Origin of the sequence: Streptomyces sp. NPDC051907, assembly GCF_040681075.1 — a bacterium.
Classification (GTDB): domain Bacteria; phylum Actinomycetota; class Actinomycetes; order Streptomycetales; family Streptomycetaceae; genus Streptomyces.
The window spans coordinates 26,453-48,465 of sequence record NZ_JBFAYB010000044.1; the positions used below are offsets into that span (position 1 = coordinate 26,453).

At 71.2% G+C, this 22,013-nt stretch carries 20 protein-coding genes; 8 read left to right on the forward strand and 12 right to left on the reverse strand.

Going from position 1 to position 22,013, the window contains the following annotated elements:
• The first annotated feature begins 198 nt into the window (after nt 1-198).
• The 3 genes from AB0M39_RS22560 (at nt 199) to AB0M39_RS22570 (ending at nt 2,988) form a co-directional block, all read left to right on the forward strand.
• A complete protein-coding gene (locus tag AB0M39_RS22560) occupies nt 199-1,125 on the forward strand; it encodes an ABC transporter ATP-binding protein (protein WP_365367059.1) in 927 nt (308 codons plus the stop codon).
• Nucleotides 1,122-1,889 carry an ABC transporter permease gene (locus AB0M39_RS22565; RefSeq protein WP_365367061.1) on the forward strand — a complete coding sequence of 256 codons (768 nt, stop codon included), beginning with the start codon at nt 1,122-1,124 and terminating at the stop codon, nt 1,887-1,889. The genes AB0M39_RS22560 and AB0M39_RS22565 overlap by 4 nt, the downstream gene beginning before the upstream one ends.
• Nucleotides 1,890-2,001: 112 nt before the next feature.
• On the forward strand, nt 2,002-2,988 hold the full coding sequence (locus AB0M39_RS22570; RefSeq protein ID WP_365367119.1) for a COX15/CtaA family protein: 987 nt from the start codon (nt 2,002-2,004) through the stop codon (nt 2,986-2,988).
• Here AB0M39_RS22570 and AB0M39_RS22575 read toward each other — a convergent pair.
• The 3 genes from AB0M39_RS22575 to AB0M39_RS22585 all read right to left on the reverse strand — a co-directional run bounded on the left by AB0M39_RS22575 (nt 2,974) and on the right by AB0M39_RS22585 (nt 5,507).
• A complete protein-coding gene (locus AB0M39_RS22575) occupies nt 2,974-4,062 on the reverse strand; it encodes an amidohydrolase family protein (protein WP_365367063.1) in 1,089 nt (362 codons plus the stop codon). The genes AB0M39_RS22570 and AB0M39_RS22575 overlap by 15 nt on opposite strands.
• A 65-nt stretch (nt 4,063-4,127) precedes the next feature.
• Nucleotides 4,128-4,448, reverse strand: a complete 321-nt coding sequence (locus AB0M39_RS22580; RefSeq protein ID WP_365367065.1) for a hypothetical protein — start codon at nt 4,446-4,448, stop codon at nt 4,128-4,130.
• 111 nt (nt 4,449-4,559) lie between these two features.
• A complete protein-coding gene (locus AB0M39_RS22585; RefSeq protein ID WP_365367067.1) occupies nt 4,560-5,507 on the reverse strand; it encodes a heme o synthase in 948 nt (315 codons plus the stop codon).
• Nucleotides 5,508-5,816: 309 nt separating this feature from the next.
• Here AB0M39_RS22585 and tkt point away from each other — a divergent pair, with 309 nt between their 5' ends.
• The 5 genes from tkt to pgl are packed head-to-tail and all read left to right on the forward strand — an operon-like array spanning nt 5,817 to nt 12,512.
• Nucleotides 5,817-7,919: a transketolase gene (tkt, locus tag AB0M39_RS22590; protein ID WP_365367069.1), complete on the forward strand. Its 2,103-nt coding sequence runs from the start codon at nt 5,817-5,819 to the stop codon at nt 7,917-7,919.
• Between the two features lie 34 nt (nt 7,920-7,953).
• The gene (tal, locus tag AB0M39_RS22595; RefSeq protein WP_365367071.1) at nt 7,954-9,072 is read left to right on the forward strand and encodes a transaldolase; all 1,119 of its coding nucleotides are present in this window, start codon (nt 7,954-7,956) and stop codon (nt 9,070-9,072) included.
• A gap of 4 nt (nt 9,073-9,076) precedes the next feature.
• Nucleotides 9,077-10,597 carry a glucose-6-phosphate dehydrogenase gene (gene zwf, locus AB0M39_RS22600; protein ID WP_365367073.1) on the forward strand — a complete coding sequence of 507 codons (1,521 nt, stop codon included), beginning with the start codon at nt 9,077-9,079 and terminating at the stop codon, nt 10,595-10,597.
• On the forward strand, nt 10,594-11,733 hold the full coding sequence (opcA, locus tag AB0M39_RS22605) for a glucose-6-phosphate dehydrogenase assembly protein OpcA (RefSeq protein WP_365367075.1): 1,140 nt from the start codon (nt 10,594-10,596) through the stop codon (nt 11,731-11,733). Before zwf ends, opcA begins: the two co-directional genes overlap by 4 nt.
• Nucleotides 11,730-12,512 carry a 6-phosphogluconolactonase gene (pgl, locus tag AB0M39_RS22610; protein WP_365367077.1) on the forward strand — a complete coding sequence of 261 codons (783 nt, stop codon included), beginning with the start codon at nt 11,730-11,732 and terminating at the stop codon, nt 12,510-12,512. Before opcA ends, pgl begins: the two co-directional genes overlap by 4 nt.
• Nucleotides 12,513-12,762: 250 nt before the next feature.
• Here the strand turns inward: pgl and AB0M39_RS22615 are convergent, their stop codons facing one another.
• From AB0M39_RS22615 to gap, 9 genes are all read right to left on the reverse strand, one after another.
• Nucleotides 12,763-14,391 carry a PH domain-containing protein gene (locus AB0M39_RS22615; protein WP_365367079.1) on the reverse strand — a complete coding sequence of 543 codons (1,629 nt, stop codon included), beginning with the start codon at nt 14,389-14,391 and terminating at the stop codon, nt 12,763-12,765.
• On the reverse strand, nt 14,388-14,909 hold the full coding sequence (locus AB0M39_RS22620) for a PH domain-containing protein (protein ID WP_365367081.1): 522 nt from the start codon (nt 14,907-14,909) through the stop codon (nt 14,388-14,390). The genes AB0M39_RS22615 and AB0M39_RS22620 overlap by 4 nt, the downstream gene beginning before the upstream one ends.
• Nucleotides 14,910-14,913: 4 nt before the next feature.
• Nucleotides 14,914-16,566 carry a glucose-6-phosphate isomerase gene (gene pgi / locus AB0M39_RS22625; protein ID WP_365367121.1) on the reverse strand — a complete coding sequence of 551 codons (1,653 nt, stop codon included), beginning with the start codon at nt 16,564-16,566 and terminating at the stop codon, nt 14,914-14,916.
• A 59-nt stretch (nt 16,567-16,625) separates the two neighbouring features.
• Nucleotides 16,626-17,837 (reverse strand): MFS transporter, encoded by a 1,212-nt coding sequence (locus AB0M39_RS22630; protein WP_365367083.1) that lies wholly within the window; start codon nt 17,835-17,837, stop codon nt 16,626-16,628.
• A gap of 135 nt (nt 17,838-17,972) precedes the next feature.
• Nucleotides 17,973-18,308: an RNA polymerase-binding protein RbpA gene (locus AB0M39_RS22635; protein ID WP_079110552.1), complete on the reverse strand. Its 336-nt coding sequence runs from the start codon at nt 18,306-18,308 to the stop codon at nt 17,973-17,975.
• A gap of 134 nt (nt 18,309-18,442) precedes the next feature.
• Nucleotides 18,443-18,679 carry a preprotein translocase subunit SecG gene (gene secG, locus AB0M39_RS22640; RefSeq protein ID WP_365367085.1) on the reverse strand — a complete coding sequence of 79 codons (237 nt, stop codon included), beginning with the start codon at nt 18,677-18,679 and terminating at the stop codon, nt 18,443-18,445.
• A gap of 120 nt (nt 18,680-18,799) precedes the next feature.
• The gene (tpiA, locus tag AB0M39_RS22645) at nt 18,800-19,576 is read right to left on the reverse strand and encodes a triose-phosphate isomerase (RefSeq protein ID WP_365367087.1); all 777 of its coding nucleotides are present in this window, start codon (nt 19,574-19,576) and stop codon (nt 18,800-18,802) included.
• Nucleotides 19,577-19,582: 6 nt separating this feature from the next.
• Nucleotides 19,583-20,794 carry a phosphoglycerate kinase gene (locus AB0M39_RS22650; RefSeq protein WP_365367089.1) on the reverse strand — a complete coding sequence of 404 codons (1,212 nt, stop codon included), beginning with the start codon at nt 20,792-20,794 and terminating at the stop codon, nt 19,583-19,585.
• A gap of 128 nt (nt 20,795-20,922) precedes the next feature.
• A complete protein-coding gene (gap, locus tag AB0M39_RS22655) occupies nt 20,923-21,930 on the reverse strand; it encodes a type I glyceraldehyde-3-phosphate dehydrogenase (protein WP_365367091.1) in 1,008 nt (335 codons plus the stop codon).
• Nucleotides 21,931-22,013: the final 83 nt, after the last annotated feature.

A 22,013-nucleotide genomic window follows, 5' to 3' on the forward strand; every position in this document is an offset into this window, starting at 1 on the left:
TCCAGCGCGGGTCGAGGCGTGCCGCGGACCGAGACCCGGCCCGACGCGGACCGCACCGGGCCCGGCGTGCCGGAAGGTCGCGTGGGAGTGCGGCGGCAGAAGGCCTCAAGAGTCAGTTCCGGCCATTCCTGTCACTCCAACGGCGGACCCCGGCCCCCGCGCCCGAGCCGCCGGGAACGCCCGCCTAGACTTCCCGGCATGCGAAGCGAGCCCGTCGTCCAGATCCGGGGCCTGGTCAAACGGTACGGATCCAAGACGGCCGTGGACGGCCTCGACCTCGAGGTCCCCCAGGGCTCCGTGACCGCCGTCCTCGGCCCCAACGGCGCCGGCAAGACCACCACCATCGAGACCTGCGAGGGCTACCGCCGCGCCGACGCCGGCACCGTGCGGGTCCTCGGTCTCGACCCGGTCGCCGACGCCGCGCGGCTGCGCCCGCGCATCGGCGTGATGCTCCAGTCCGGCGGCGTCTACTCCGGCGCCCGCGCCGAGGAGATGCTGCGCCATATGGCGAGGCTCCACGCGCACCCGCTGGACGTCGACGCGCTGATCGAACGGCTCGGCCTCGGCGGCTGCGGCCGTACGACCTACCGGCGGCTCTCCGGCGGCCAGCAGCAGCGGCTCGCCCTCGCCATGGCCGTCGTCGGCCGCCCGGAGCTCGTCTTCCTGGACGAGCCGACGGCCGGGCTCGACCCGCAGGCCCGCCGCTCGACCTGGGAGCTCGTACGGGAGCTGCGCGCGGACGGGGTCTCGACGGTCCTCACCACCCACTTCATGGACGAGGCCGAGGAGCTCGCCGACGGCGTCGCGATCATCGACGCGGGCAAGGTCATCGCCCAGGGCAGCCCCGACGAGCTGTGCCGCGGCGGCGCGGAGAACACGCTGCGCTTCACCGGCCGCCCGGGGCTCGACCTCGGCTCGCTGCTCAAGGCGCTGCCGGACGGCACGGCCGCGGCGGAGCTGACCCCGGGGGCGTACCGGATCACCGGCCACGTCGATCCCCAGCTGCTGGCGACGGTCGCCTCCTGGTGCGCGCAGCACGGTGTGATGCCGGACGGGATCTCGGTCGAGCGCCACACCCTGGAGGACGTCTTCTTGGAGCTCACCGGCAAGGAGCTGCGCGCATGAGCGTCGGCACGTACACGCCCAAGCCCGGCGCCGCGCCGCTGGCGCGCATGATCGCGGCGCAGACCGCGTTCGAGACGAAGATGCTGCTGCGCAACGGCGAACAGCTGCTGCTCACCGTCGTCATCCCCTCGCTGCTGCTGGTGCTGTTCTCGACGGTCGACATCCTGGACACCGGCGCGGGCGAGCCGGTCGACTTCCTCGCGCCCGGCGTCCTCGCGCTCGCCGTGATGTCCACCGCGTTCACCGGGCAGGCCATCGCGACCGGCTTCGAGCGGCGGTACGGAGTCCTCAAGCGGCTCGGCGCCTCGCCGATCCCCCGCTGGGCGCTGATGACCGCCAAGACGCTGTCGGTGCTGGTCACCGAGGTCCTCCAGATCGTCCTGCTGACCGTCATCGCCTTCGCCCTCGGCTGGTCCCCGCAGGGGGACCCGTTCTCGGTGCTGCTCCTCCTCGTCCTCGGCACGGCTGCCTTCTCGGGGCTCGGCCTGCTGATGGCGGGCACGCTCAAGGCGGAGGCGACGCTGGCCGCCGCCAACCTGGTCTTCCTGCTGCTGCTGGTGGGCGGCGGGGTGATCGTGCCGCTGGACAAGTTCCCGGACGGCGTCCAGTCGCTGCTCGCGCTGCTGCCGATCTCGGCGCTCTCCGACGGACTGCGGGACGTGCTCCAGCACGGCGCCGGGACGCCCTGGGGCGACCTCGGGATCCTCGCGCTCTGGGCGGTGCTGGGACTGGGCGCCGCGGCGCGGCTGTTCCGCTGGGAGTAGGACGCCCGGGTGGGACGCGCCTGGGAGGGCGTGGGAGCAGGGATCGCGCGCCGCGCCCACCCCTCGTGAAAACTTGCACAAGCCCCCGCCTACGATAGTGCGCGTGCCAAAGCTGACCCGAGCCGAAGTCGCTCAAGCCGCGCGGAACCCGCTCGCCTTCATCGCAGACCGCTGGACTCCCACACCCCGGACTCTCCAGCGAGCCGCGCTCTCCGCCGTCGTGATGAGCGTCGTCATCATCGTCACCGGCGGCGCGGTCCGGCTGACCGGCTCCGGGCTGGGCTGCGACACCTGGCCCAAGTGCACGGACGACAGCCTCTTCGTCACCCCCGAGCAGGGTCTGCACGGACTGATCGAGTTCGGCAACCGGATGCTGACGTACGTCCTGTCGGCGGCGGTCGGCTGGGCGATCATCGCGACGCGCTCCACCAAGCCGTGGCGGCGCGGGCTGACCCGGCTGGGCTGGGTGCAGTTCTGGATCGTGGCGAGCAACGCCGTCATCGGCGGCATCACGGTGTGGGCGGGCCTCAACCCGTGGACCGTGGCCGGCCACTTCCTGGCCGCCAACGGCCTGCTGACCGTCGCCGTCGTCACCTGGCAGCGCACCCGGGAGGGCGACGGCGCGGCGCGCCCGCGCGTGCCGCGCCCGGTCCGCAAGCTGTCCTGGGCGATCGTCGGCACGTCCGTCGTGCTCATCGTCCTCGGCACCTCGGTGACCGGCTCCGGCAAGCACGCCGGCGACAAGAGCGAGGTGCCGCGCATGCCGTGGGACTGGGCGGACGCCGCGCACGTCCACGCGGCCGCCGCGTGGGTCGTGTGCGCGCTGGCGCTCGCGATGTGGCTGGTGCTGCGGGTGGTGGACGCCCCGGACGACATCCGGGCGCGCGCCCGCGACCTGCTCCTCGTGCTGCTCGCGCAGGGCGTGATCGGCTATGTGCAGTACTTCACGCAGGTGCCCGAGGCGCTGGTCAGCCTGCACATGCTGTGCTCGGCGCTGATGTGGATCGCGGTCGTGCGGCTCGCGCTGAGCCTGCGCGAGCGGCCGGAGGCGAGCGCCGGCATCCCGGCCCAGGCCGACTCGGCGCTAACGCGCGCCTGACAGGCCGTAGACCCGGCGGGCGTTGCCCGCGGCGATCATCTGGGCGACGCGCTCCGCGTCCGCCGGGGCCCACGCGCCGTCGCCGACCCATCCGCCGAGCACCCGCGCAAGGGCCTCCCGGAAGATCCGGGCGCCCACGACGTGCAGCTCGGGCAGCCCGTGGGCGCCGCTGGAGAAGAGCAGCTTCCCGAACGGCGCGAGCTCCAGGATCTCCGCGAGCACGGCCGCGGCCCGCGCCCCGGTGTGCACGAGGGCGGGGCCCAGATCGGCGTACACATGCGGGTAGATGCTCGCCAGATGCGCGGCGTGGCGGTGGTACGGATAGCCGTGCAGCAGCACCAGATCGGTGCCCAGGCCCGCGGTGGCGGCGGCGAAGCCGGTGAGCAGCATCGGGTCCTCGACGCCGACGTGCAGTTGCAGCGGCAGCCCGGAGGCGACCGCGATCCACAGCAGATGGCGCAGCAGCACGGTGTCGGTGAGCTTGCCGCCGACCTGCCGTGCGGCGAGCCAGCGGGCGGCGGCGCCGCGTACCTCTCCTGGGCCGGGCGGCTCGGGGGCGAGCGCGAGTCCGTGGCCCACGGCGGCGACCGAGGTGAAGGCGACGGCGGAGGCGGCGGCGCCGTGGACGGCCTCGGCGAGGTTGGCCAGGAAGCTCTCGACGGTGCCGGAGGTGTCGGCGACCTGCTCGGCGAGGAGTTCCAGCCGTACGATCTCGCGGGCCTCGGCCGCGCCCGCGGCGGCGATCTCGGGCGGCCCGGTCAGATCCCCGGGGAGCCCGGTGTCCACCAGATAGGTGGAGATCCCGCTGCCCCGCAGCAGCCGTCTGCCCGACTCCAGCACGCCCAGCTCCCGGCGGCGGGCGAGATAGCGGGCCGGCGGGCAGTGCGGCTCGAGGCCGAGCAGCGGCGGGCACCAGCGCCGGACGGCGAACCCGGTCTGTGTGTCGAAGAAGGTGGTGCCCGGCGCCGGCGGCCCCGTGGTCCTGCCCAGATGCGCCTCGAACGTCCCGAGTCCGAGCTCGGTGCGGAGCACTCCGTGGCAGTACTGGTCCACGAGGGCAGGGGTGTCGATCATCGGGGCTCCCAGTCGTGGACCGTGCTTCCACAGTCCTAACGGGTGACCCCGGTGCGAGGTGTTGCTCAGTCGTTGGACGGGCCGCCGATCTGGATGCCTGCCATCCGCTTCCACTCGTACGGCCCGGTGCGGACCTTCGCGGCGAACTCGCCGTCGAAGGACTCGTGCAGCGTGATCTCGGCCTTCTCGGCGGCGGCCTGGGCGACGGGGTGGCTGGGGGCGACCAGGTCGCCCCAGGTGCCGTCCTCGCCGACGAGGACGATGCGGGTGCCCCGCTGCCCTATATAGGCGAGCTGGCCCTCGGCCCCGCCGTGCTTCTTCGCGAACGCGCCGATCTGCTTGGCGAGCTTCGCCGCCGTCCGCTCTGCGTGCTTGGTGTCTGCCATGCGGCGATGCTACTTGCGGGTAGAGCGTCCTGGCGACGCGGGCTCCACGTGGCGTCGGCCACTGGGCGCCGCCCCGGACCGTGGTTGCGGCCGGGGTGGGTCGCCGGGGTCCTAGCGCAGGAAGGGGTCCACCGCGACGGCCACGAAGAGCAGCGAGACATAGGTGATGGACCAGTGGAAGAGCCGCATCTCCTTGAGCTTGCCGCCCGTCTCGCCGGCCTTGGCGCGGGTCTGCAGGGCGTGCGCCTCCCACAGCCACCAGCCGCCCGTCGCCAGCGCCACCGTCGTATAGAACCAGCCGGTGTAGCCCAGCGGCGTCAGCAGCAGGGAGACCGCGACCATCACCCAGCTGTAGAGGACGATCTGGCGCGCGACGACGCGGTTGGAGGCGACCACGGGCAGCATGGGCACGCCCACGCGCGCGTAGTCCTCCTTCACCTTCATCGACAGCGGCCAGTAGTGCGGCGGCGTCCAGAAGAAGATGACGAGGAAGAGGACGACCGCGGCCCACGACATCGAGTTCGTGACCGCCGACCAGCCGATGAGCACCGGCATGCAGCCCGCGATGCCGCCCCACACGATGTTCTGCGCGGTACGGCGCTTGAGGAGCATCGTGTAGACGACGACGTAGAAGAGCAGGGCTCCGAGCGCGAGGGCGGCCGACAGCCAGTTGACGAGAAGTCCGAACCAGAGGGTGGAGACCACGGCCAGGGCCAGTCCGAAGACCAGGCCCTCGCGCGGCGACACCATTCCGGTGACCAGCGGACGCTGGGACGTACGGTCCATCAGGGCGTCGATGTCCCGGTCGATGTACATATTGAGCGCGTTCGCGCCGCCGGCGGAGAGGTAGCCGCCGATGCAGGTCGTGAGGACCAGCCAGAGGTCGGGGACTCCCTGCGCGGCCAGGAACATCACCGGAACGGTGGTGATCAGCAGCAGCTCGATGATCCGCGGCTTCGTCAGCGCCACGAATGCCTTGACGCGGGCCCCGAACGGCCGATGGCCCCCCGGGCTGGGAGTCAAGACGACCCCTGCGGGTCGGGACTCGACGGCCGTCACGCACACCCCTGACAGAGAAATCCCAGCAAGCTCCGGGAGTGAAGCCCCGGTAAAGACTTGCGCGTACCACGCCACTCTAGACGCTGCCCAGACACCGATCTTCGCGGGGGTGGGCTCGTGTTGAGCGGTGGGACCGGGGCACTCGTATACATCGCCAGCAGGATCGCCGAGAGGCGAAGACGGCCCGACCCCGGCAGTGTAGGAAATGCACTCGAAAAGATGCGCGTTCTTCCAGGGGTAGGCTCACAAGCGCCCGGTGCGCCCACAGTCACCGGGATTTCGACATGTGGAGAGGAGCCCTGACTCAGGGTGAGCACCAAGCCGACCACCACAGACCTCGAGTGGACCGAATTGGACCAGCGGGCAGTCGACACCGCCCGCGTCCTGGCAATGGATTCTGTACAGAAGGTCGGCAACGGCCATCCGGGTACGGCCATGAGCCTGGCCCCCGCTGCCTATGTGCTGTTCCAGAAGCTCATGCGGCACGACCCCGCCGACGCGGACTGGACCGGTCGCGACCGGTTCGTGCTCTCCGCGGGCCACTCGTCTCTGACCCTCTACATCCAGCTCTACCTGGCCGGCTACGGCCTGGAGCTCGACGACCTGAAGTCGTTCAGGACCTGGGGCTCCAAGACCCCCGGCCACCCGGAGTACGGGCACACCACCGGCGTCGAGACGACGACCGGCCCGCTCGGCCAGGGCGTCGCCAACGCGGTGGGCATGGCCATGGCCGCCCGCTACGAGCGCGGTCTGTTCGACCCGGACGCGGCCCCCGGCACGTCCCCGTTCGACCACACGGTCTGGGCGATCGCCGGCGACGGCTGCCTCCAGGAGGGCATCTCCGCCGAGGCGTCCTCGCTGGCCGGCCACCAGAAGCTGGGCAACCTGGTCCTGCTGTGGGACGACAACCACATCTCGATCGAGGGCGACACGGAGACGGCCGTCTCCGAGGACACCCTCAAGCGTTACGAGGCGTACGGCTGGCACGTCCAGCGCGTCGAGCAGCAGCCGAACGGCGACCTCGACCCGGCGGGCCTGTTCCAGGCCCTGAAGGCGGCGCAGGCCGAGACCGAGCGCCCCTCCTTCATCGCGGCCCGCTCGATCATCGCCTGGCCCGCCCCGCACGCGCAGAACACCGAGGCCGCGCACGGCTCGGCGCTGGGCGACGAGGAGGTCGCGGCCACCAAGCGCGTCATGGGCTTCGACCCGGAGCAGTCCTTCGAGGTCTCCGAGCAGGTCATCGCGCACACCCGCGAGGCGCTCGACCGCGGCCGCGAGGCGCGCGGCGAGTGGGAGAAGACCTTCGCCGCGTGGCGCACCGCCAACCCGGAGCGCGCCGCGGAGTTCGACCGGATCCGCGCGGGCGAGCTGCCCGAGGGCTGGGAGGCCAAGCTCCCGGAGTTCGAGACCGGCAAGGGCGTCGCCACCCGCGCCGCCTCCGGCAAGGTCCTCCAGGCGCTCGGCGCGGTCATCCCCGAGCTGTGGGGCGGCTCCGCCGACCTGGCCGGCTCGAACAACACGACGATCGACAAGACGTCGTCGTTCCTGCCGAAGGGCAACCCGCTGCCGGAGGCCGACCCGTACGGCCGCACGATCCACTACGGCATCCGCGAGCACGCCATGGCCGCGACCATGAACGGCATCGCGCTGCACGGCAACACCCGTATCTACGGCGGCACCTTCCTGGTGTTCTCGGACTACATGCGCAACGCGGTCCGGCTCTCCGCGCTGATGCACCTGCCGGTGACGTACGTCTGGACGCACGACTCGATCGGCCTCGGCGAGGACGGCCCGACCCACCAGCCGGTGGAGCACCTGGCCGCCCTGCGCGCGATCCCGGGTCTGAACATCGTCCGTCCCGCGGACGCGAACGAGACCGCCGTCGCCTGGCGCGAGATCCTCAAGCGCTACACGAAGAAGTTCGGCGTGGGCGCGCCGCACGGTCTGGCGCTGACCCGTCAGGGCGTGCCGACGTACGAGCGCAACGAGGACGCGGCGAAGGGCGGTTACGTCCTGTTCGAGGCCGAGGGGGCCGACGGGCAGAGCGCCGAGCCCGAGGTCGTGCTGATCGGCACCGGCTCCGAGGTGCAGCTCGCCGTCGGCGCGCGCGAGCAGCTCCAGGCCGCCGGCATCCCGGCGCGGGTCGTCTCGATGCCGTCCGTCGAGTGGTTCGAGGAGCAGGACCAGGCGTACAAGGACAGCGTCCTGCCGCCGTCGCTCAAGGCGCGGGTCGCGGTCGAGGCCGGCATCGGTCTGACCTGGCACCGCTACGTCGGCGACGCCGGGCGCATCGTCTCGCTGGAGCACTTCGGCGCTTCCGCGGACGCCAAGGTGCTCTTCCGCGAGTTCGGCTTCACCGCCGACGCGGTCGCCGCCGCCGCCCGGGAATCGATGGAAGCCGCCGCGCGCTGACGCCGGTATACGACAAGTAGGAGATGCAACTCTCATGACAGACGCACTCAAGCGCCTCTCCGACGAAGGCGTCGCGATCTGGCTGGACGACCTGTCGCGCAAGCGGATCACGTCCGGCAACCTCGCCGAGCTGATCGACCAGCAGCACGTCGTGGGCGTCACCACGAACCCGTCGATCTTCCAGAAGGCGATCAGCAGCGGCGACGGCTACGAGCAGCAGCTCGCCGACCTCGCCGCCCGCAAGGTCACCGTCGAAGAGGCGATCCGCATGATCACGACGGCGGACGTCCGCGACGCCGCCGACATCCTGCGCCCGGTCTTCGACGCGACGCAGGGCCAGGACGGCCGGGTCTCCATCGAGGTGGACCCGCGCCTGGCGCACAACACCCGGGCGACGGTCGCCGAGGCCCGCCAGCTGGCCTGGCTGGTCGACCGCCCCAACACCCTGATCAAGATCCCGGCGACCAAGGCCGGCCTGCCGGCGATCACCGAGACGATCGGCCGGGGCATCAGCGTCAACGTCACGCTGATCTTCTCGCTGGAGCGCTACCGCGAGGTCATGGACGCGTACATCGCGGGTCTGGAGCAGGCGAAGGCCGCGGGCCTGGACCTGTCCAAGATCCACTCGGTGGCGTCCTTCTTCGTGTCCCGCGTGGACACCGAGATCGACAAGCGGCTGGACGCGCTGGGCACGCCGGAGGCCAAGGCCGCCCGCGGCAAGGCCGGGCTCGCCAACGCGCGTCTGGCGTACGAGGCGTACGAGGAGGTCTTCTCCTCCGACCGCTGGAGTGCGCTCGACAAGGCGCAGGCCAACAAGCAGCGTCCGCTGTGGGCGTCGACCGGCGTCAAGGACCCCGCGTACAAGGACACCCTGTACGTCGACGACCTGGTCGCGCCCGGCACGGTGAACACCATGCCGGAGGCCACCCTCGAGGCGACCGCCGACCACGGCCAGATCACCGGCGACACCGTGCGCAGCACGTACGAGCAGTCCCGTGCGGACCTCGACGCCGTGGAGAAGCTCGGCATCTCCTACGACGACGTGGTGCAGCTGCTCGAGGACGAGGGCGTCGACAAGTTCGAGGCGTCCTGGAACGACCTGCTCAAGTCGACCGAGGACGTACTCCAGCGTCTCGCTCCTTCGGAGGGCTGAACTCTTGTCAAGCAGCAATCCGCTGCGTGACCCCGCAGACCGACGGCTCCCGCGTATCGCGGGGCCGTCGGGCCTGGTCATTTTCGGTGTCACGGGCGATTTGTCACGTAAAAAGCTGATGCCTGCTGTGTACGACCTGGCCAATCGCGGCCTGCTGCCGCCGGGCTTCTCGCTGATCGGCTTCGCCCGCCGCGAGTGGAAGGACGAGGACTTCGCACAGGAGGTCCACGACGCCGTCAAGGAGCACGCCCGCACCCCCTTCCGCGAGGAGGTCTGGCAGCAGCTCATCCAGGGGATGCGCTTCGTCCAGGGCGACTTCGACGACGACGACGCCTTCGAGCAGCTGAAGAGCACCATCGCCGAGCTGGACAAGGCGCAGGGCACCGGCGGCAACTTCGCGTTCTACCTCTCCGTGCCGCCGAAGTTCTTCCCCAAGGTCGTCCAGCAGCTGCGCAAGCACGGCCTGGCCGACCAGAAGCAGGGCTGGCGGCGCGCGGTCATCGAGAAGCCGTTCGGCCACGACCTGGTCTCCGCGATGGAGCTCAACCAGGTGGTGCACGAGGTCTTCCCGGCGAACGAGGTCTTCCGGATCGACCACTACCTCGGCAAGGAGACCGTCCAGAACATCCTGGCGCTCCGCTTCGCCAACACGCTCTTCGAGCCGATCTGGAACAGGTCGTACGTCGACCACGTCCAGATCACCATGGCCGAGGACATCGGCATCGGCGGCCGCGCCGGCTACTACGACGGCATCGGCGCCGCCCGCGACGTCATCCAGAACCACCTGCTCCAGCTGCTCGCGCTGACCGCGATGGAGGAGCCCGCCTCCTTCGACGCGGACGCGCTCGCGGCCGAGAAGACCAAGGTGCTGGGCGCGGTGAAGCTCCCCAAGGAGCTGGGCAGCAGCACGGTGCGCGCGCAGTACACGGCGGGCTGGCAGGGCGGCGAGAAGGCCGTCGGCTACCTCCAGGAGGACGGCACCGACCCCGAGTCGACGACCGACACCTACGCCGCGATCAAGCTGGAGATCGACAACCGGCGCTGGGCCGGCGTCCCGTTCTACCTCCGTACGGGCAAGCGCCTCGGCCGCCGCGTCACCGAGATCGCGGTCGTCTTCCAGCGCGCCCCGCACTCCCCCTTCGACCACACGGCCACCGAGGAGCTGGGCCAGAACGCCCTGGTCATCCGCGTCCAGCCGGACGAGGGCGTGACCATGCGGTTCGGCTCGAAGGTGCCCGGGACCTCCATGGAGGTACGGGACGTGTCGATGGACTTCGCGTACGGCGAGTCCTTCACGGAGTCCAGCCCCGAGGCGTACGAACGCCTCATCCTCGACGTCCTGCTCGGCGACTCCAACCTCTTCCCGAGGCTGGAGGAGGTCGAGCTCTCCTGGAAGATCCTCGACCCGATCGAGCAGTTCTGGGACAAGCAGGGCAAGCCCGCGCAGTACCAGGCCGGGACCTGGGGGCCGGTCGAGGCGGACGAAATGCTCGCACGAGACGGACGGAGCTGGCGTCGGCCATGAAGATCGACCTTACGGACACGACTGCCAGCAAGATCAACAAGGCGCTGGTCCAGGGGCGGCGCGCGATCGGCACGCCTGCCGTGGGCATGGTGCTCACCCTCGTCATCGTCACCGACGAGGAGAACGCCTACGACGCGCTCAAGGCGGCCAACGAGGCCTCCCGCGAGCACCCCTCGCGCACCCTGGTCGTCATCAAGCGGGTCTCGCGCTCGCCCCGCGACCGGGCCAAGGCGCGGCTCGACGCCGAGGTGCGGGTCGGCGCGGACGCGGGCACCGGCGAGACGGTCGTGCTGCGGCTGTACGGCGAGGTCGTCAACCACGCCCAGTCCGTGGTGCTGCCGCTGCTGCTGCCCGACGCGCCCGTAGTCGCCTGGTGGCCGGTGAACGCGCCGACCGACCCGACGAACGACCCGCTGGGCTCGCTGGCGCAGCGCCGGGTGACCGACACCTACGCCGCCGAGCAGCCGGTGCACGAGCTGACCGCGCGCGCGGAGGCGTACACCCCCGGGGACACGGATCTGTCCTGGACCCGGATCACGCCGTGGCGCTCGATGCTCGCCGCCGCCCTGGACCAGGTGGACTGCGAGGTCACCGCGGTCGAGGTGGAGGGCGAGGAGTTCAACCCGAGCTGCGAGCTGCTCGCCATGTGGCTCGCGGACCGGCTGAAGGTGCCGGTGAAGCGCTCGCTGTCGACCGGCCCTGGTCTGACCGCCGTACGGCTGGAGACGAGCAGCGGCCCGGTCGTGCTGGACCGGGCGGACGGGTCGCTGGCGACGCTGTCCATCCACGGGCAGCCGGACCGGGCGGTGGCGCTCAAGCGGCGTGAGACGGCCGAGCTGATCGCGGAGGAGCTGCGCCGGCTGGACCCGGACGACACCTACGCGTCGGCGCTGCGCTTCGGCGTGGACCGGCTGGCGGACGGCCCCGGCTCGGCTTCCAGCTCGGGCTCCGGCTCGGGCTCTGGTTCCGGCTCGGGCTCTGGTTCCGGCTCGGGCTCTCGCTCTGGCTCTGGCTCGGCCGGCTCCGAGGACTCCCCGTCCGAGGCGCCCGAGCCCGCGTCGGAGCTGTCCGGCGGGTCGCAGAGCAAGGCCCCGGCGAAGAAGGCCGCGCCGGCCAAGAAGGCGGCCGCGAAGTGAGTGCACCGCAACTCGTCGTCCACCGCGACAAGGAGCTGATGGCGCAGGCCGCCGCGGCCCGGCTGATCACCAGGATCGTCGACGCCCAGAGCGCCCGCGGCTCGGCTTCGGTGGTCCTGACGGGCGGCCGGAACGGCAACGCGCTGCTCGCCGCCCTCGGGACCTCCCCGGCCCGGGACGCGATCGACTGGCACCGGCTGGATCTGTGGTGGGGCGACGAGCGGTTCCTCCCGGAGGGCGACCCGGAGCGCAATGTCACGCAGGCCCGCGCGGCCCTGCTGGACAGCGTTCCGGTGGACCCGGCCCGGGTGCACGCCATGCCGGCGTCGGACGGCGAGCACGGCAACGACGCGGAGGCGGCGGCCGCCGCGTACGCCGCCGAGCTCGCCGCCGCCGCCGGGCCCGAGGACCACGGTCCCGTGCCGACGTTCGACGTCCTGATGCTGGGCGTCGGCCCGGACACGCATGTGGCCTCGCTCTTCCCGGAGCTGCCGGCGGTCCGCGAGCGCGAGCTCACGGTCGTCGGCGTCCACGGCGCGCCGAAGCCGCCGCCGACCCGCGTCACTCTCACGCTCCCGGCGATCCGGGCGGCCCGAGAGGTATGGCTGCTGGCGGCGGGCGAGGACAAGGCGGCGGCGACGAAGATCGCGCTCTCGGGCGCGGGAGAGATCCAGGCCCCAGCGGCGGGAGCGTACGGCCGCAGCCGCACACTCTGGCTCCTGGACGCCGCGGCGGCCTCCCAACTCCCCCGCGAGCTCTACCCCCCGGCCTCGGCCTGACCCTCTCCGGCTCCCGGCCCGAGACCTCCCCACGGGAGCCCTCGCGCCGGGAGCCGGAGTTTTTTCATGAGCGGGGCCCCGCCGACCACTCAAGCCCCGCCGGCGTTTGAGGCGCGGGGGTCACATCCAGCCCCGCCGGCGATTGAGGCGCAGGGCCCCACACTCAGCCCCGCCGGCGATTGAGGCGCAGGGCCCCACACTCAGCCCCGCCGGCGATTGAGGCGCGGGGGTCTGGGGGCAGCGCCCCCAGCTACGCGCCCTCGCGCACCAGGAACGGCTCCAAGAGCCCAGGAACCGCCTCCGCCGCGAACCCCACCCCCTCCGACTCCGCCGCGTCGTACACGTCATACGCCCCCGCCCCCGCCGCCGTCGTCGCCGTCAGCGTGATCAGGCCCGAACGCCGCTGGAAGTAGGACTGCTTGACCGCCCACCCGACGACCCCGCCGCGCTGCAGCGCCACCGTCGCGCGCCGGACCGTGCCCGAGCGGGCGACCAGGTAGTCGCCGCTGATGCCGTGCCCCAGAGCGCGGTACGCGTCCAGCGCGAGCAGCACCGCCGCCGGCAGCCCCACCACAGCGCAGCCCGCCGCGACGTACAGCAGTACGGGGGCGAGCCACGCGCCCAGCGCGGCGAGCACCGCCACCGGGACCATCGCGGTCGCCAGCGCCCACCGCAGCCGGCGGGTGCGCGCCGCCCGCGGGTGCGCGGTCAGCTTCGCCGCGCTCGTCGGGGCCACGGGCTCCCGCAGCACCCGCGCCGCCACCTCGTCCGCCACGGCCCGCGGCGCCGCGGGCAGCAGCACCTTCAGGTCGGCGTGCTGGTCCTGTTTCTCGTCGACGAGGCCGGTGGCGACCGCGTCCACCCGGGCCGCGCCGAGCAGTCGTACGCCCAGCGGCTCCACGAGCTCCACACCGCGCAGCCGGCGCTCCTCTATGGAGATGGAGCGCGCGGTGAGCAGGCCCCGCCGCACCCGCAGCGTCCCGCCGTTCTCCCGCTCCAGGCGGTAGTTCCACCACATCTCGACCCACAGGCCGAGCGCGCCGACGACGCCCGCCACCCCGGCGGCGACGACGAGGACGACGATCATCAAGGGGACGGGGGTGTCCTGGAAGCGGTCCCCCACCCAGTCGATGACCTCGCCCCGCGCCCCGAACCACTCGCTGACCTGCATCACACCGCCGACCGCCGCGCCGGCGAGCAGCGGGGCGACGAAGGAGGCCGGGGCGTACCGGATCCAGGACGGGTCCAGCGCGGCCAGAACGCCGTCGTGGTGGACGCCCTCGGGCACGGTCGCCGTTCGGGCCAGCAGTTCGGTGCGCAGCCGTTCGCCCTCCGCCCTGCCGACCGCGTCGAGCTCCAGCGTGGACTCGCCGCCCGCGGTGTGCTCGCCGGTGCCGATCCGTACTTTGACGAGGCCCAGGACGCGCAGGACCGGGTTGGCGCTCAGATCGACGCTGCGGATGCGCTCGCGGGCCAGCGAACGGCGTTTGACCAGCAGCAGCCCGGTGTGGAGCTCCGCCCGCTCGGGTCCGACGCGGTAGCGGGTCCTGCGCCAGCGGACGTAGTCGCCGCCGGTGGCCGCCGCGATCAGCAGGGCCGCCCCGGCCAGCACCCAGCCGAACGCCTGCCACAGCGGCCTGTCTCCCGCCAGGCCCACCAGGACGGGCAGCCCCGCGCCCGCGGCCACGCCCGCCATGACGAGGGCGGTGACCAGGACCGTACGCCGGTCGAGCCGTCGCCACTCCTGCACGACGAAGGCGGCGCCGTCGGCGACTTCGCCGTCGACGGCGGGCTCGACGCCGCCGAGGCCGAGGCCGCGACCGGCGCCCGGGGACTCCTCCCCCGCCCGACCGTTCGCGTCCTCGTCCAGGGCGCTCATGTCGCGTCCCCGGGCGTCGCCTGCGTGATCCGCGTCAGCTGCTCGGCGAGCTCCGCCGCGAGCGCGTGGTCGAGCCCCTCGATCTTGATCGCGCCCTTGGAGGACGCGGTCGTGACGATGACCGTGGCCAGCCGGAACGCCTGCTCCAGCGGCCCCCGCTGGGTGTCCACCGTCTGGATCCGGGACATCGGCGCGATCCGCCACTCCTGCCAGAGCGCCCCGGTGCGGACGTACACCGCCTCGTCGGTGACCTCCCACCGGTGCACCCGGAACCACCAGGCGGGGAAGAACGCGGTCGCCGCCAGTCCGAGCCCCGCCAGCACCGCGGCGGGGATCAGCAGCCCCGTCCGCGCGGGCTCGACGAACACGCCCAGCACCGCCAGCACGGCCACGGGGACCGCGGTGGTCAGCAGCAGCTGCACACGCCACCAGCCGACCGCCCGCTGGTCGAGCGTGTTGTTCGGCGGCCTCAGCCGGACGACGACACGCTCCCCGGCCTCCGCGCTCTCCCCCGCCACGGGCTCAGCGCCCGCGCAGCGCGCGGTACTTGGCCGTGAGAGCGGACGTCGAGCTGTCCAGCTCGCCGCCGCCGCGCCCCTCGGTCAGCACCGGCTCGATCTTCTTCGCGAGGACCTTGCCGAGCTCGACGCCCCACTGGTCGAAGGAGTCGATGTTCCAGATCGCGCCCTGTACGAACACCTTGTGCTCGTACAGCGCGATCAACTGGCCCAGCACCGACGGCGTGAGCTCCTTCGCGAGGATCGTCGTCGTCGGGTGGCTGCCCTTGAACGTCTTGTGCGCGAGAAGCTCCTGCGGCACTCCCTCGGCCCGCACCTCCTCGGGCGTCTTGCCGAAGGCGAGCGCCTGCGTCTGCGCGAAGAAGTTGGCCATCAGCAGATCGTGCTGGGCGACCAGGCCGGGCGACAGGTCCTCGACCGGCTGGGCGAAGCCGATGAAGTCCGCCGGGATGAGCTTGGTGCCCTGGTGGATCAACTGGTAGTACGCGTGCTGCCCGTTGGTGCCGGGCGTGCCCCAGACGACGGGCCCGGTCTGCCAGTCCACCGGCTTGCCGTCGCGGTCCACGGACTTGCCGTTGGACTCCATGTCGAGCTGCTGGAGGTAGGCGGTGAACTTGCTCAGGTAATGGGAGTACGGCAGCACCGCGTGCGTCTGCGCGTCGAAGAACCCGCCGTACCAGACCCCCAGCATGCCCAGCAGCATCGGCGCGTTGGCCTCGGCGGGGGCCGTCCTGAAGTGCTCGTCGACCAGGTGGAAGCCGTCGAGCAGCTCGCGGAAGCGGTCCGGGCCGATCGCGATCATCAGGGAGAGCCCGATGGCGGAGTCGAAGGAGTACCGCCCGCCGACCCAGTCCCAGAACTCGAACATGTTCGCCGTGTCGATGCCGAAGTCGGCGACCTTCTCGCCGTTCGTCGACAGCGCCACGAAGTGCTTGGCCACGGCCTCCTGGCCGGCGCCGAGCCCGGTGAGCAGCCAGTCGCGGGCGGAGGTGGCGTTGGTGATGGTCTCGATGGTGGTGAACGTCTTGGAGGCGATGACGAAGAGCGTCTCGGCCGGGTCCAGGTCCCGGACGGCCTCGTGCAGGTCGGCCCCGTCGACGTTCGACACGAAACGGAACGTCAGCTCGCGTGCGGTGTAGGCGCGCAGCGCCTCGTAGGCCATCGCCGGGCCCAGGTCGGAGCCGCCGATGCCGATGTTCACGACGTTCTTGATGCGCTTGCCGGTGTGGCCGGTCCACTCGCCGGACCTGACGCGGTCGGAGAAGGAGCGCATCTTGTCGAGCACCGCGTGCACTGCGGGCACCACGTTCTCGCCGTCGACCTCGACGACGGCGTCCCCGGGGGCGCGCAGCGCCGTGTGGAGCACGGCGCGGTCCTCGGTGGTGTTGATCTTCTCGCCGCGGAACATCGCGTCCCGCAGCCCGGCGACGTCGGCGGCCGCGACCAGCTCGCGCAGCAGCGCCAGGCTCTCGTCGGTCACCAGGTGCTTGGAGTAGTCGAGGTACAGATCGCCGACCTGGAGGGTGTACCGGTCGCCGCGCGCCGGATCGGCTGCGAACAGCTCCCGCAGACGCGGCTCTCCGAGCTGCTCGCGATGCTTGCCGAGAGCGATCCATTCGGGCGTCTGGTTGAGCCTGGCACGGCCTTCTGCGTTCATCTCGGACATCAGCCCACTTCTTCTCGTACCTGCCTGCATGCCCCGCTGCAGGTCCAAACTTAATTGATCAGACCGGTCAGCGACGCGACTGCGGGGACGAAGAGCGCGGCCGCCACGAGCGCGGGCGCGTTCGGACCCCAGCCGGCCGCCGCCGCTCCGCCCAGCAGCGCGCCGAGCGGGGCGCCGCCGATCGCGAGCGTCCGGAAGGCCGCGCTGATGCGGCCCAGCATGGCCTCGGGGCTGCGCTGCTGGATCAGCGTCGTCTGGTTGACGTTCCACACCATGCCCATGACGGCGAACACCGCCAGGGCGGCGACGGCCGCCCACAGCTCGCGCACCGACCCCAGCGCGACCAGACATCCCGTCTGCACCAGCCCGGCCGCGAACACGCTGCGTATGCGTCCTAGGCGCTCGGAGAGCCTGCGGGCGACCAGTCCGCCCACCACGCTGCCCGCGCCGAACGCCGTGATCACCGCCGCGTACCCGCTGTTCCCGGCGGAGAGCCAGACCGTGACGTGCACGACGAGGGTGGCGATCAGCGCGCCCATGCCGACGTTGCTGAGCGTGGTGGCGAGGCACAGTCCGCGCAGCGACCGGTCGCCCCACAGATGCCGCAGCCCTTCGGCGATCTCCCCGCGCAGGGTGCTGCCCGCGGGTCTGGGGGCCTTGTGCGGAGCCCTCGCCCGCAGGGAGGCGATCAGGGCGGCCGCCAGGAGGTAGGTGACCGCGTCGACCGCGTACGGCACGGCCTCGCCCGCCATGAGCAGCACCGGGACCAGCGGCGCGGCGACGAAGCCGCCCACGATCTGCTGTGCGGTCATCAGCCGGGCGTTCGCGCCGCTCAGCGCCTGAGTGTCGACCAGCGAGGGCAGCAGGGCCGTGGCCGCGTTGTCGAAGAGCGTCTGGAGCGTGGTGAGCACGAAGGCGAGGGCGAGCAGCAGGGCTATGGAGCTCTGGTCCAGCCAGAGCGCCGCCGCGAAGCCGGCCATCAGCGCGCCGCGCACCAGATCCACCGCCCACATGGCCCGCCGCTGGTCCACCCGGTCGGCGATCGCGCCGCCGAGCAGTCCGAACAGCAGCCACGGCAGATAGCCGCACGCCGTCACCGAGGCGATGAGCAGGGGGTCGTCGGTCAGCGAGGCGGCGAGCAGCGGCATCGCGGCGATCCGGAGCGAGTCGCCGAGCTTCGATACGACGGCGGCGGTCCACAGCCGCCCGAATCCCCCGCGCCACGCGGGCGTTCGCACAGCCACCGCTTCCGTCGCCGTCATAGGCCCCTCCGACTCTCCGGCTCTGTCGATTCAGAACTGATTCAGCACTGATTCGAAAACCGTAGAGGGCGCCACTGACAGTCGAAGAAAAAAGTCCGGCTGGGCGCCTTCAGGCGTCCGGCCGGACCACGACTTCTAGATTTCGCCGCGCAGTTTGGCGAGCGCCTCGGCGAGGATTGCCTCGCCGTCCGCGTCGCTGCGCCGCTCTCGTACATACGCGAGATGCGTCTTGTACGGCTCGGTGCGCGGCGGGTCCGGCGGACTGTCCCGGTCCTGTCCGGCGGGGAACCCGCAGCGCGGGCAGTCCCACGTGTCCGGGACCTGTGCGTCACTGGCGAAGCTGGGCTGTGTCTCGTGCCCGTTGGAGCACCAGAAGGAGATGCGCAGGCGCGGCGCGGACTCGCCCCGCTCAGCCTCGCCCATCGGCCCCGCTCCGACCCGGCTTCCCCGGATCGCGTTGCCACTTGCCACGGTCGTAACTCCCTGCGTGATGGTGCTGCACAGCGTCTCACAGCGGCTGCGCCGCGGTACCCCAGTCTACGTAAGGCCCAACGCTCGTCCAGTGATTGGAGTTACACCCCACCCCGGGACGCGGAAGGGACAGGTCAGCTGTCCAGCTTCATCAGCAGACCAAGTACGACAATGCACGCGAACCACAGCAGACCGATAACTACGGTGATGCGGTCGAGGTTGCGCTCGGCTACCGAGGAACCGCCCACCGAGGACTGCATACCGCCGCCGAACATGTCGGAGAGACCGCCGCCCTTCCCCTTGTGCATCAGCACCAGGAGCATCAGCAGCAGGCTGAAGACGATCAGGGCAATCGAGAACCCGACAATCACGGTTGAACCCTACTTTCCGGAATTCCCAAGGACTGAAATGGAGAACGGGGGCCGGGCGGCACTTTCCCACCTGCCTACTCGGCCCCCGCAAGGGTACGACGGATCCGCGCTACCGCATACTCACTGGTCGCGGAACCGGACGATCTTGACGAACTCGTCCACGTCCAGCGCCGCACCGCCCACCAGGGCTCCGTCGACGTCCGGCTGCGCCATGATCGCGGCGACGTTCCCGGACTTCACCGAGCCGCCGTACTGGATGCGGACCTTGTCGGCCAGCTCCTGGGAGTACAGCTCGGCCAGGCGTCCGCGGATCGCGCCGCAGACCTCCTGCGCGTCCTCGGGGGTGGCGACCTCGCCGGTGCCGATGGCCCAGACCGGCTCGTAGGCGATCACGATGGACTCGGCCTGCTCGGCCGGGACGTCCTTGAGGCCGCCGTCGAGCTGGCTCAGCGTGTGCGGGACCTGCTGGCCGGCCTTGCGGACGTCCAGGCCCTCGCCGACGCAGAGGATCGGGGTCAGGTCGTGCCGGAAGGCGGCCTTCACCTTGGCGTTGCAGAGCTCGTCCGTCTCGGCGTGGTACTGACGGCGCTCGGAGTGGCCCACGGCGACGTAGGAGCACTTGAGCTTCGACAGCATCGCGCCCGAGACCTCGCCGGTGTAGGCGCCGGAGTCGTGCGCCGAGAGGTCCTGGGCGCCGTACTTGATCTTGAGCTTGTCGCCGTCGACCAGGGTCTGCACGGACCGCAGGTCGATGAAGGGCGTCAGCACGGCGACCTCGACGGCGTCGAAGTCCTTGTCCGTGAAGGCGAAGGCGAGCTTCTGGACGTGGGCGATGGCCTCGAGGTGGTTGAGGTTCATCTTCCAGTTGCCCGCCATCAGCGGGGTACGGGTGGTCATTGAGGTTCAGTCCTCCAGTGCGGCGAGGCCGGGGAGCGTCTTGCCCTCGAGGTACTCGAGGCTCGCGCCGCCGCCGGTCGAGATGTGGCCGAATGCGTTCTCGTCGAAACCGAGCGTGCGCACGGCGGCGGCGGAGTCGCCGCCGCCGACGACGGTGAAGCCGTCGCTGTCGAGCAGCGCCTGGGCGACCGCCCGGGTGCCCCCGGCGTAGTCGGGGTGCTCGAAGACGCCGACCGGACCGTTCCAGAAGACGGTCCGGGCGTCGGCGATCTTGGCCGCGAACAGCTCGCGCGACTTCGGGCCGATGTCCAGGCCCTCCTTGTCGGCGGGGATCTTGTCCGCGTCGACGGTCGCGAAGTCGGCCGGGGCCTTGGTCTTCAGGTCGGGGAACTCGCCCGAGGCCAGCACGTCGACCGGCAGGACCAGCTCCACGCCGTTCTTCTCGGCGCGCTCCATGTACTCGGTGACGGTCGGGACCTGGTCCTCCTGGAGGAGGGAGATGCCGACCTCGTAGCCCTTGGCCTTGAGGAAGGTGTAGGCCATGCCGCCGCCGATGAGGATGCGGTCCGCCTTGCCGAGCAGCTCGTCGATCACGCCGAGCTTGTCGGAGACCTTCGCGCCGCCGAGGACGACGACGTAGGGGCGCTCGACCTCCGCGGTGAGCTTGCGCAGGACGCCGACCTCGGTGGCGATGAGGTAGCCGGCCGCGTGCGGCAGCCGGGCCGGGAGGTCGTACACCGAGGCGTGCTTGCGGTGGACGGCGCCGAAGCCGTCGCCGACGTACACGTCGGCGAGCTCGGCGAGCTGGTCCGCGAAGGCGCCGCGCTCGGCGTCGTCCTTGCTGGTCTCGCCGGCGTTGAAGCGGAGGTTCTCGATCACGGCGACCTGGCCGTCGGCGAGGCCCGCGACGGCGGCCTTGGCCGACTCGCCGACGGTGTCGCTCGCGAAGGCGACGTCCGCGCCGAGGAGCTCGCCGAGCCGCGCGGCGGCCGACGCCAGCGAGAAGGCGGGGTCCGGGGCGCCCTTGGGGCGGCCCAGGTGGGAGGCGACGACGACGCGTGCGCCCGCGTCGGCCAGGGCCTTCACGGTGGGCAGCACGGCGCGGATGCGGCCGTCGTCGGTGATGGTCTGCCCGTCGAGCGGCACGTTGAGGTCGGCGCGGACGAATACGCGCTGGCCGGCGACGCCGTCGGCGAGAAGTTGATCGATCGTCTTCATGGAATGCGGCTCCTCAGAGACCTGTCAGAGGATGGGGACGTGCGACAGGGCCCGAGCCGCGCCGCGTTGCGCGTCCCAAGCCCTGTCGTTCACATCGTGGTGCTCTCGTTACTGATCAGACTCGTATATCAGAGCCGCTCGCCGACGAAGACCGTGAGGTCCACGAGGCGGTTGGAGTAGCCCCACTCGTTGTCGTACCAGCCGAGGATCTTGACCGAGTTGCCTTCCTGAACCATGGTCAGGGAGGAGTCGAAGGTGCAGGAGGCCGGGTCGCCGACGATGTCCGAGGAGACGATCGGGTCCTCGGTGTACGACAGGTAGCCCTGCAGCTCGCCCTCGGAAGCCTTCTTGAACGCGGCGTTCACCTCGTCCTTGGTGACCTCGCGCTCGAGCTGCACGACCAGGTCGGTCGCGGAGCCGGTCGGGACCGGGACGCGCATCGCGATGCCGTCGAGCTTGCCCTTGAGCTTCGGGAGGACCAGGGCGGTGGCCTTGGCGGCGCCGGTCGTGGTCGGGATGATGTTCTCCGCGGCGGCGCGGGCGCGGCGCAGGTCGGAGTGCGGGAAGTCCAGGATGCGCTGGTCGTTGGTGTACGCGTGGACCGTCGTCATCAGGCCCTTGACGATGCCGAAGTTCTCGTCGAGGACCTTGGCCATCGGCGCCACGCAGTTGGTGGTGCAGGAGGCGTTGGAGATGACGTGGTGGTAGGCCGCGTCGTACTTGTCCTCGTTGACGCCCATCACGATGGTGATGTCCTCGTCCTTGGCCGGAGCCGAGATGAGGACCTTCTTGGCGCCGCCGGCGATGTGCTTCTCGGCGTCGGCCTTCTTGGTGAAGATGCCGGTCGACTCGATGACGATGTCGACGCCGAGCTCGCCCCACGGGATGTCGGCGGGGTTGCGCTCGGAGAGCACCTTGATGGTATGGCCGTCCACCGTGATGGTGTCGGCGGTGTGCGTCACCTCGGCCTTGAGACGGCCCAGGATGGTGTCGTACTTCAGCAGGTGGGCGGTGGTCGCGGTGTCACCCAGGTCGTTGACAGCCACGATCTCGATGCTGGCACCCTGCTCCAGCAGCGCGCGGAAGTAGTTACGACCGATGCGGCCAAAGCCGTTGATGCCTACGCGGATCGTCACGAACCGATCTCCTCGTGGTACGCCGGTTTCAGACGCCGGCGAGTTTTGTATGGGATGTCCCCGACCGCCTCCGACCCTACCTC

Excerpts from the sequence above, each read along its gene's own strand:
- AB0M39_RS22560 (WP_365367059.1), top strand. The coding sequence starts at position 199 with ATGCGAAGCGAGCCCGTCGTCCAGATCCGGGGCCTGGTCAAACGGTAC.
- AB0M39_RS22565 (WP_365367061.1), top strand. The coding sequence starts at position 1,122 with ATGAGCGTCGGCACGTACACGCCCAAGCCCGGCGCCGCGCCGCTGGCG.
- AB0M39_RS22575 (WP_365367063.1), bottom strand. The coding sequence starts at position 4,062 with ATGATCGACACCCCTGCCCTCGTGGACCAGTACTGCCACGGAGTGCTC.
- AB0M39_RS22580 (WP_365367065.1), bottom strand. The coding sequence starts at position 4,448 with ATGGCAGACACCAAGCACGCAGAGCGGACGGCGGCGAAGCTCGCCAAG.
- tal (WP_365367071.1), top strand. The coding sequence starts at position 7,954 with ATGACAGACGCACTCAAGCGCCTCTCCGACGAAGGCGTCGCGATCTGG.
- opcA (WP_365367075.1), top strand. The coding sequence starts at position 10,594 with ATGAAGATCGACCTTACGGACACGACTGCCAGCAAGATCAACAAGGCG.
- AB0M39_RS22615 (WP_365367079.1), bottom strand. The coding sequence starts at position 14,391 with ATGAGCGCCCTGGACGAGGACGCGAACGGTCGGGCGGGGGAGGAGTCC.
- pgi (WP_365367121.1), bottom strand. The coding sequence starts at position 16,566 with ATGAACGCAGAAGGCCGTGCCAGGCTCAACCAGACGCCCGAATGGATC.
- AB0M39_RS22630 (WP_365367083.1), bottom strand. The coding sequence starts at position 17,837 with ATGACGGCGACGGAAGCGGTGGCTGTGCGAACGCCCGCGTGGCGCGGG.
- tpiA (WP_365367087.1), bottom strand. The coding sequence starts at position 19,576 with ATGACCACCCGTACCCCGCTGATGGCGGGCAACTGGAAGATGAACCTC.
- AB0M39_RS22650 (WP_365367089.1), bottom strand. The coding sequence starts at position 20,794 with ATGAAGACGATCGATCAACTTCTCGCCGACGGCGTCGCCGGCCAGCGC.